Here is an 8,663-nt window from a genome sequence, read left to right as displayed (position 1 = left end):
GCCTCCGGCGGGGCCGTTCGTGAACCGGAACGTGGCGGCCCAGGCGCTGGTGCTCCTGGTGCCGCTCGCCGCCCGCGCGGCGCTCGCCGCGCCGGGGCTTCCCGAGCGCGCGTTGGGAACCGCCGCCGCGGCCCTCGGGGCTGCACTCCTCGTGGCCACCCGAAGCCGCGCGGCGATGGTCGCCGCCGTCGCGGGCGGGGCGTTGGCGGCGGTGCTGGCGGCGATCGCCCGGCGGCGGGCCGCGGAGCGGCCGGCCCGGCCGGCGGCCCGCCGGTCCCGGTTCGCCGTGGCGCTCGGTGCGGCGGTCGCCGCGGGGGCCGCTGCCGGGGCGCTCGTGCCCGGAGCCGGCGCATCGCGGCTCCCCTCCGTGACGCGGAGCTTCGCCCTGCTGGCCCAGGGGGGCGGGCGCAGCGGCGAGGTCCGGGCCGCCCTCCACGCGAACGCCATGCTTCTCGTGGCGCGGCACCCCCTGATCGGCGCCGGGCCCGGCCGCTTCCCGGTCGTCTACCCCGAGGTCAACCGCGCGGTGCGGGAAACGCCCGACTTCGGCGAGGCTCACGTGCCGGAGTCGGCGCACCACGACGCTCTCCAATACGCCGTCGAGTTGGGCGTTCCGGCTGCGTGGTGCCTGCTGGCCGCGCTCGGCCTGGGGCTGGCCGGCCTGGCGCGCCGCGCCCTGCTCGGCCCCGGGCGCGGAAACGCCCTGGCGGCCGCGGCGCTCGCGGGCGCACTGCTCCATTCCCTGGCGAGCTTCCCGCTCCACTCCCCCGCGAGCGCCTGGCTGGCGTGGTTCCTCGCCGGACGCGGGTGGGCGGCCTTCGTGCGGCCCGGCGCGGCCGGCGGGAGCCGGTGGCGCGCGCGGCGGGCCGCGGCGCTGGTCCTGGCGCTGCTGGCGTTTCCCCTGGCCTGGCGCGACGCCCGCGCGCAGGCTGCGCTGGCCCGGGGCTGGGCGGCGCACGGGCGGGGCGACTGCCGCGCGGCGCTGCGCGAAGCGCGCGCCGTCGTCCGATCGTCCTTGCGGCACCGCGACCTCGTGCTGGCCGGGCAGATCGCCTTCGACTGCGAGCGCGACCCGGCGCGATCCCTCGCGCTGCTCGAGCGAGCCCTGGCCGCCAACCCGGATCAGCCGAACCTCCTCCTCGCGACGGGGGCGCGCCGCCTCAAGGCGGGCCGGCCGGAAGGGGCGCGCGAACTCTTCCTCCGGGCCACCGCGATCCTGCCCGGCTCGCCGCGATCGTGGCTCGGTCTGGCGATGGCGGAGTCGCGCCTCGGGCGGACCTCGGAGGCGAGGCGCGCGTGCGAGCGGGCGCTCTCCTTGCCGGAGGCACTCCCCGCGGCCGAGGCGTTCTGCCGTCCGCTCGTGGGGCGGGGCGGAACGGGCTCCGTCAGCGGGGGCGGGACGCCGCCTCGCGAACCGCGCGCTGGGCCTCCGGCTTGCCGATGACGAGGACCGTGTCGCCGGCCTGGAGGCGGGTGGCGCCCCGCGGCACGACGATCTCGGAGTCGCGCAGCACCGACACGGCGGTGGCTCCCTCGATCGTGCCGATCCCCTCGGCGACGGTCGTGCCGTCCAGCAGCGATCCCGGCTCGATGCGGATCGCATCGAGGATCTCGCCGGTGTGCGCGATCTGAATCGGCTGGCCGTACCGCATCAGATTGACCAGCCGCGGCAGCCGGATGTCCTTCGGTTCGACGCTGCCGGTGTCGATCATTTCCATCGCCCGGCGGACGATCACCCCGCGGTGGAGCGGGGAGTCCTCGCGCCCCTCCACCTGCGATTCGTACAGGGTCGGGTAGGCCGCCCCGGCGGTGAGCGTCCTCTGGACGAGGAAGGAAGCGATGTTGGCGAGCATCGCGGGCACGATCAGCCCGTAACCGCCGGTCATCTCGGCGACCATGATCAGCGTCGAGATCGGCGTCCGCGCGGCCGATGCGAAGACGGCCGCCATGCCGACGACGACGTAGGCGGCCACGGGAAGGCTGTGGCCGGGGACGATCCGCTCGACCGCGAGGCCCAGCACCGCTCCGAGCATCCCACCGAGGGTGACCGTCGGCGCGAAGACGCCTCCGGAACCGCCGGAGCCGATCGTCAGGGCCATCCCCGGGCCTTTCAGGAGGAGGATGAGCAACAGAGTGCCGAGGGGGAGCGTGCCGGCCATCGCCAGCTCGATCCACCCGTAACCGGTCCCGAGCACCTGGGGCACGATCACACCGATCAGGCCCACGCACAGGCCGCCGATCGCGGGGCGGATGTGGGGCGGCCCGGGAATCCGCTTGGCCAGATCGCGCACGCCGTACAGCAGCTTCGGCAGCAGCGCCCCCGCGACGCCCGCCGCCACGCCGAGCAGGAGGAAGCCGGGGAGTGCCGCCGGATCCTGGAAGACGAGCCCCTCCGGGACGGTGAACAGGCGGCCCCACCCGGTGAAGAAGCCGTAGCAGGCGTACGAGGTGACCGCGGCGATCACGGTGTAGATCAGCGCCTCGGCCTCGAACGCCATCCCGGAGTAGAGGATCTCGACCGAGAAGATCGCCATCCCGAGCGGCGCGCGGAACACGGCGGCGAGACCCGCCGCCATCCCGGCGAGCATCAAAGAGCGCCGCTCCTGGCCGCGCACCTTCATCAGCCGGCACATGATCGTCCCGAGCCCGACGGAGATCTGCGCGGTCGGCCCCTCGCGGCCGGCGACGCCGCCGGAGCCGATGGTGAGCGCGGAAGTCACCGCCTTGATCAGCGGAATGCGGGACCGCACCTCGGCTCCGCTGTGGTGGTAGGCCGAGATCGCGGCATCGGTCCCGTGTCCCTCCGCCTCGGGCGCGAACCGGTAGACGATCAGTCCGCTCAACAGACCGCCGACCGTCGTCGCCACCGGGATCAGCAGGCGCTGCGGCCATCCGGGAAGTGCCACCTGCTGCGTCAGGCTGCCCGCCTCCGGGGGGGCGAATCCGGCGATCCCCTCGAGGAGCAGGCGCTGCGCGAGGTCGGTGAGCAGGTTGAAGGCGATGGCGGCGAAGGCCCCGAAGAGGCCGACAAGGGCACTGTAGCCCACGAGTCTGTAGCTCGACTTGAAGAGCGGACGGAGGGCCACGGCCAGCGCCTTTCTTGCCGAGATGGACGCCGCTCCCCGAGAGGGCGGCCGGCTTCGGAAGCCCGCACGATAGACCCGCCGGGGCTCGCTCCGCAACGCGGAGAGCGCCCCTTTGACCCGCGGCGGGGAACCCCGTAACCTCGGTGTGACCGGTCCCGGACCCCGCGCCGGGCGCGGGCTTCCGGCGGGCCGGAGCACCACCCCACGCGGGCCTCGTTCCCGTCCTGCGAGACCCGCCCTGGTTCCGGACGACGCCGCCCCGGCGGCGCCCGCTGTGATCGCGGCGCGGTGCGCCGGGGGTCCGGCGCGGAGGGTCCGATGACCGAAATCCGCATCCACGGACGGGGAGGCCAAGGGGGTGTCACCCTGGCCAAGATCATCGCCACCGCGAGGTTCCTGGGCGGCGACTCGGTCCAGGCGTTCGGGTTGTACGCGGCCGAGCGGTCCGGGGCGCCGGTGCAGGCCTTCTGCCGTTTCGACGACAAGCCGATCACCAACCGGAACCTGATCTACGAGCCGGACCACGTCATCGTTCTCGACCCGACGCTGGTGGGGAGCGGGATCGACCAGGGTCTCGCCCCCGGCGGCTACATCCTGATCAACACCCCCGAGCCGCCCGAGAAGTTCGCCGAAACCTTCCCGCGACAGCGCATCGCCACCGTCGACGCCACGGCGATCGCGCGCGACCACGGGCTCGGGACCCGCAGCGTCCCGATCGTGAACACGGCGCTGGCCGGGGCGGTCGGGGCGATGCTGGGCATCCCTCTCGACCGGATCCTCGCCGCGCTCGACCACCTCGGCTTCGGTGGAGGGAACGTCGACGCCGCCCGCGAGGCCTTCGAGAAGCTGCGGAAGACCGACGCCCCCAGGGAGGCCGCGCCGGCCGCTCCCCGGGGAGCGCGCCCCGTGCCGGTCACGCCCCGCGCACCGAGCCTGGTGGAGGGAGCGGGAGGCGAGCTGCCGCGGATCAAGACGGGGACCTGGGCCAAAGAGCAGCCCCGGCGGCAGCGCCTCGTGCCTCCCTGCAACCACGTCTGCCCGGCGGGGAACGACGTCCAGGGCTTCCTCCAGGAGCTGGCGCACGATCGCATCGACGCCGCGCTCGAGATCCTGCTCAGGACGACCCCTCTTCCGGCCACCTGCGGCCGCGTCTGCCCGGCACCGTGCATGGACAACTGCAACCGGTCGGCGCTCGACGGCGCGGTCAACGTCCGCCAGCTCGAGCGTCTCGCCGGCGACGAGGGGAAGGTCGAAGTCCGGCCTCTCGCGCGCCGGGACGAGCGAGTGGCGATCGTCGGGTCCGGTCCGGCGGGCCTGTCGGCGGCTTACCAGCTCGCGCGGTTCGGGTACCGCGTGACGGTGTACGAGGCGGGACCGAAGCCGGGCGGGCTGTTGCGCACCGGCATCCCCGAGTTCCGGCTGCCCGAGGCGGTGCTCGACCGCGAGCTGGAGCGGATCACCGGCCTGGGTGTCGAAATCGTCACCGGCCGGCGCGTCGGCAAGTCGGACCTGCTCGGGATCGCCCGGGAGAACGACGCCGTCCTCGTCGCCACGGGGTTGCAGGAGCTGCGCAGCCTCCGGCTCGGTACCGGCGACGGCGATGCGGTGATCCAGGGGATCGACTTCCTCGACCGGGCACGACGCGGCGAGCTGAGGGTCGACGGCGAGGAGGTGATCGTCGTCGGCGGCGGCAACACCGCCATGGATGCCGCGCGCTCGGCGCTGAGACTGGGCGCCAGGAACGTGCGGGTCGTCTACCGCCGCTCGCGGAAAGAGATGCCGGCGATCCGCGAGGAGATCGAGGAGGCGCTCGCCGAGGGCATCGTCTTCAACCTCCTCACGCAGCCGGTGGCGTTGCGGGAGCGGAACGGGGGCGATACGCGCTACCTGCTGACATGCCGCCGGATGGAGCTGGGCGAACCGGACGAGAGCGGCCGGAGGCGCCCCGTCGAGGTGCCCGGGTCCGATTTCGAGCTGCCGTGCGACCGGGTCATCCTCGCCCTCGGCCAGTCGCCCGATCTGTCGGTGTTCCCGGAGGGAACCGAGGTTCGCGAGGGGACGAAGCTGATCGGCGTCCTCGAAACGCCCGTCTACGCGGTCGGCGACCTCGCCACCAACGACGGCACCGTGGCGGGAGCGATCGGCAGCGGGAGGCGGACGGCCCTTCACATCCACCGGCTTCTCGGCGGGGAGGCGATGGTGGGCGTGGAACAGGCCACCCCGCCGCACGGCGCCGACATCTGGCGCGACACCGTCATCCGCGCCGACGCGATGAAGCTGCACCTGTTCGAGCGCCGGCCGCCCGCGGCGGGCCGGGAGCTGAGCCCGGAGGAGCGCCGCCGCACGTTCGATGAGATTCACGCGGGACTTCCGGATGCGGGTGAGGCCAAGCGCTGCCTGTCGTGCGGCGTGTGCAACGAGTGCGACATGTGCGTTACGTACTGTCCCGAGGGCGTTCTCAAGCGCGTCGGCCACGAGTTCCACTTCGACTACGCCTACTGCAAGGGGTGCGGCGTTTGCGTGACGGAATGTCCCCGGAACGTGATCTTCATGAGCCAGATGTAGCCGGGAGCTGACCCATGCCGCTCGAACTCGTTACCGGAAACCACGCCGCAGGTCACTCGCTGGCGGTCGCCGGCGAGGCGAATCGGTCGGCGCGGGGAGTCGTCTGCGGGATCTACCCGATCACGCCGCAGACCGAGATCGTGGAGTTCGTCGCCCGCTTCCCCTTCACCAAGGGACGCGTCGTGCCGGTGGAGAGCGAGCACAGCGCGATGGGGGTGGCGATCGGGGGTTCGGTCGCCGGGGCCCGTGCGTTCACCGCCAGCTCGTCGAACGGCCTTGCCTACATGGCGGAGAACGTCATGGTCGCGGGCTTCTATCGGCTGCCGATCGTGATGGTTGCGGTGAACCGCACCCTCGGACCTCCCTGGAACATCTGGGTCGATCAGGGCGATACGCTGATGCTGCGCGACTTTCCCTGGATCCAGCTCTACTGCGAATCGAACCAGGAGGTCGCCGATACCACCCTGCTCGCGTTCCGTCTGGCCGAGGACCACCGGATCCTGCTGCCGGCCCTGGTGGCGATGGACGCGTTCATCGTCTCGCACACCCAGACCGAAACGGATCTCGCCCCGCAGGAGCTGGTCGATCGCTACCTGCCCCCCCTCGAACTCCCGCACCGGATCCGTCCGGACGATCCCCGGACGATCGGCGGTCTCGCGTGGCCGGCGGAGTCGCTCTCGATGCGGGTGGAGTTCGACGAGGCGATGCAGCGGGTGCCGGAGGTCTACGAGGAGGCGCGGGAGGCGTTCCTCGACCTCTTCGGCCGCGATCCGGGAGCGGCGGTGCAGCCGTTCGCCTGCGACGACGCGGACGCCGTGCTCGTCGCCACCGGCACCATCGCCACGACGGCGCGCGAGGTGGTTCGCCGGCGGCGCGAACGGGGCGAGCGCGTCGGTCTGATCAAGATGAAGATGTTCCGCCCGTTCCCGGCGGACGAGCTGGTGCGGCTCCTGGAAGGCGCGGACCGCGTCGGCGTGCTCGACCGGAACTACGCGGCCGGTATCGGCGGCGTATTCGGGCACGATCTGAAGGCGGCGATGCAGGGTCGGCGCGACGACCTGCTCGTTCAGGACTACCTCACCGGGGTGTGCGGCGGGGACGTCACACCCGAGATGATCGATTCGGTGCTGGACGATCTCCTGGAGCGCGCCTCGGCCGGGAGGCCGGTCTGGGTTGGGGTCGAAGCCCCCGAGGAGGCGCGCAAATGAGCGAGGCTCCGGCTGTCGGCACGAGCGGGATCCCCTGCCGGGAGGAGTGCCTGCTGCGGCCCGGCAACACGAACTGCGGCGGATGCGGAATGAGCGTGGGGCTTCGTTTCCTCGGCGAGGCGCTGGCGGAAGCGGGGCAGAGATGCTCACTCGTCATTCCGGCCTGCTGCGGGATCGTCACCGCCGGCGCCTTCCCGACCACGAGCTACGGCGTGCCCGTGGTCGCTTCGACCTTCGCCTCGGCGCCTGCCGTTGCCTCGGGAATGGCGAGCGTGCGCGACCTCAACGGGGAGACGGATCAGGTCATCTGCTGGGCGGGGGACGGCGGGACGTACGACATCGGGCTCGCGACGCTCTCGGCGGCCGCCGAGCGCAACGAGAACATCATCTACGTCTGCTACGACAACGAGATCTACGGCAACACCGGAGGCCAGCGCTCGTCCGCGACGCCCCCGGGCGCGCGGACGGCGACGACACCCAGCGGGAAGCCGGAGCAGAAGAAGGACATCGTGGCCGTGATGGCGGCGCACGGCGTCCCGTACGCGGCGACGCTCTCGATCGCGCACCCGGAGGACTTCCGGAGGAAGTTGCGCACGGCTCTCCGGCTCGAGGGGATGCGCTTCTTGCTGATGCACTCGCCGTGTCCCACCGGCTGGAAGTCGGAGCCGGGGGAGTCGGTGGAGCTGGTTCGTCTCGCCGTCGCCAGCGGGCTGTTCCCGCTGTACGAGGTGAGAGACGGTGAGCGCTACCGCATCAACGTCGAGCCCGACGGTACCGATCCTCTGGAGTACTTCAAGCGCCAGCGTCGCTTCGATCTCGGGCGGATCGACATCGACGAGGTGCGTCAGGCCTGCCGGAGGCGCATCGAACGCTTGCGGGCGCTCTCCGAGCGCTTCCCGATCGGCGCCGAGGCCTGATCCGTCGAGTGGCAACCTGCGAACGGACGCGGAGGGCGATCGGCCGCGAGGTTCCCGGTGCGCAAGGTGTCTCTGATCGCCGCGGCGATCCTGGGAGGGATCGTCGTCTCGCTGCTGGGCGCCGGCCTGCTTCTCCCGGCGGAGCACGTCGCCGTCACCCGGGCGCGCTTCGACGCGCCGCCGGAGGAGCTGTTTCCGGTGATCGCCGATCTCGGCAGTTGGGCGAGCTGGAACAGCGCCGTCAAGGAGGTGCGCCCGGAACCAGCGCGCGACGGCCGGCCGGTGTTCGTGGTGGCTGGCCAGTGGGACGAAATCCCGATGGTCGTCGAGGTCGAGGAGCCTCCTCTACGCCTCGTGACCCGCATTCCGGAGGATGCCGGCCTCGGGTTCTCGGGGAGCTGGACGTACGAGCTGGCAGCGGACGGTGAGGGGACCGTCCTGACGATCACCGAGCGCGGCCGCGTCTCGAACCCTCTCTTCCGGCTGCTGGTGCGCCTCGGCGACCCGCACGCCACAGCCGGAGCGTTCCTCCGCGACCTCGGCACGCGTTTCGGCCACCCCGTCGAACCGATCCCGATCTCCCGCGGCCGCGCACGCAATCGCGAACCCGTCGCCTGACGCGCGCGCCGTCCGAGTTCACCGTAGGGGCGGCGCGCCCCGGCCGAACTCCGTTCGGCCGGAGGCCCGCCCGACCATGTGATGGCGCGTCCTGTGGTCGCGCACCGCGCGGCCGGGAACCCCGCACATCGACGCAAGAGCGCACCCGGTGACCGCGTGGAAGGCGGCCGGACACCCCGCCCGTGCACATCGCCGCGAACTCTGTCCTGCGACCGGCGGCCTCGCCCGCCCTTCTGATCGCGTACCCTCTTCTGCGATGGTGAACCCCG

General features: G+C 72.5%; 6 protein-coding genes. 5 read left to right on the top strand and 1 reads right to left on the bottom strand.

What is annotated here, in order from left to right:
• Positions 1 to 19: 19 nt before the first annotated feature.
• The gene (locus tag D6718_13505; protein RMG42702.1) at positions 20 to 1,444 is read left to right on the top strand and encodes a hypothetical protein; all 1,425 of its coding nucleotides are present in this window, start codon (positions 20 to 22) and stop codon (positions 1,442 to 1,444) included.
• On the opposite strand, the gene D6718_13500 is transcribed toward D6718_13505, so the two are convergent.
• The gene (locus D6718_13500; GenBank protein RMG42701.1) at positions 1,386 to 3,611 is read right to left on the bottom strand and encodes a chloride channel protein; all 2,226 of its coding nucleotides are present in this window, start codon (positions 3,609 to 3,611) and stop codon (positions 1,386 to 1,388) included. The genes D6718_13505 and D6718_13500 overlap by 59 nt on opposite strands.
• On the opposite strand from D6718_13500, the gene D6718_13495 reads away from it, so the two are divergent.
• The 4 genes from D6718_13495 to D6718_13480 are packed head-to-tail and all read left to right on the top strand — an operon-like array spanning position 3,405 to position 8,394.
• Positions 3,405 to 5,651, top strand: a complete 2,247-nt coding sequence (locus tag D6718_13495; GenBank protein RMG42700.1) for an FAD-dependent oxidoreductase — start codon at positions 3,405 to 3,407, stop codon at positions 5,649 to 5,651. The genes D6718_13500 and D6718_13495 overlap by 207 nt on opposite strands.
• Positions 5,652 to 5,665: 14 nt before the next feature.
• Positions 5,666 to 6,859 carry a pyruvate ferredoxin oxidoreductase gene (gene porA / locus D6718_13490; GenBank protein ID RMG42699.1) on the top strand — a complete coding sequence of 398 codons (1,194 nt, stop codon included), beginning with the start codon at positions 5,666 to 5,668 and terminating at the stop codon, positions 6,857 to 6,859.
• Positions 6,856 to 7,776, top strand: a complete 921-nt coding sequence (locus D6718_13485; GenBank protein ID RMG42698.1) for a pyruvate synthase subunit beta — start codon at positions 6,856 to 6,858, stop codon at positions 7,774 to 7,776. The genes porA and D6718_13485 overlap by 4 nt, the downstream gene beginning before the upstream one ends.
• Positions 7,777 to 7,833: 57 nt before the next feature.
• The gene (locus D6718_13480; protein ID RMG42697.1) at positions 7,834 to 8,394 is read left to right on the top strand and encodes an SRPBCC family protein; all 561 of its coding nucleotides are present in this window, start codon (positions 7,834 to 7,836) and stop codon (positions 8,392 to 8,394) included.
• The last annotated feature ends 269 nt before the right edge of the window (positions 8,395 to 8,663 follow it).

The sequence above is a fragment of the Acidobacteriota bacterium genome (assembly GCA_003696075.1).
Lineage (GTDB): Bacteria > Acidobacteriota > Polarisedimenticolia > J045 > J045 > J045.
The sequence above is the reverse complement of the archived record's forward strand: the minus strand, read 5'-3'. Positions and strand labels throughout refer to the sequence as shown.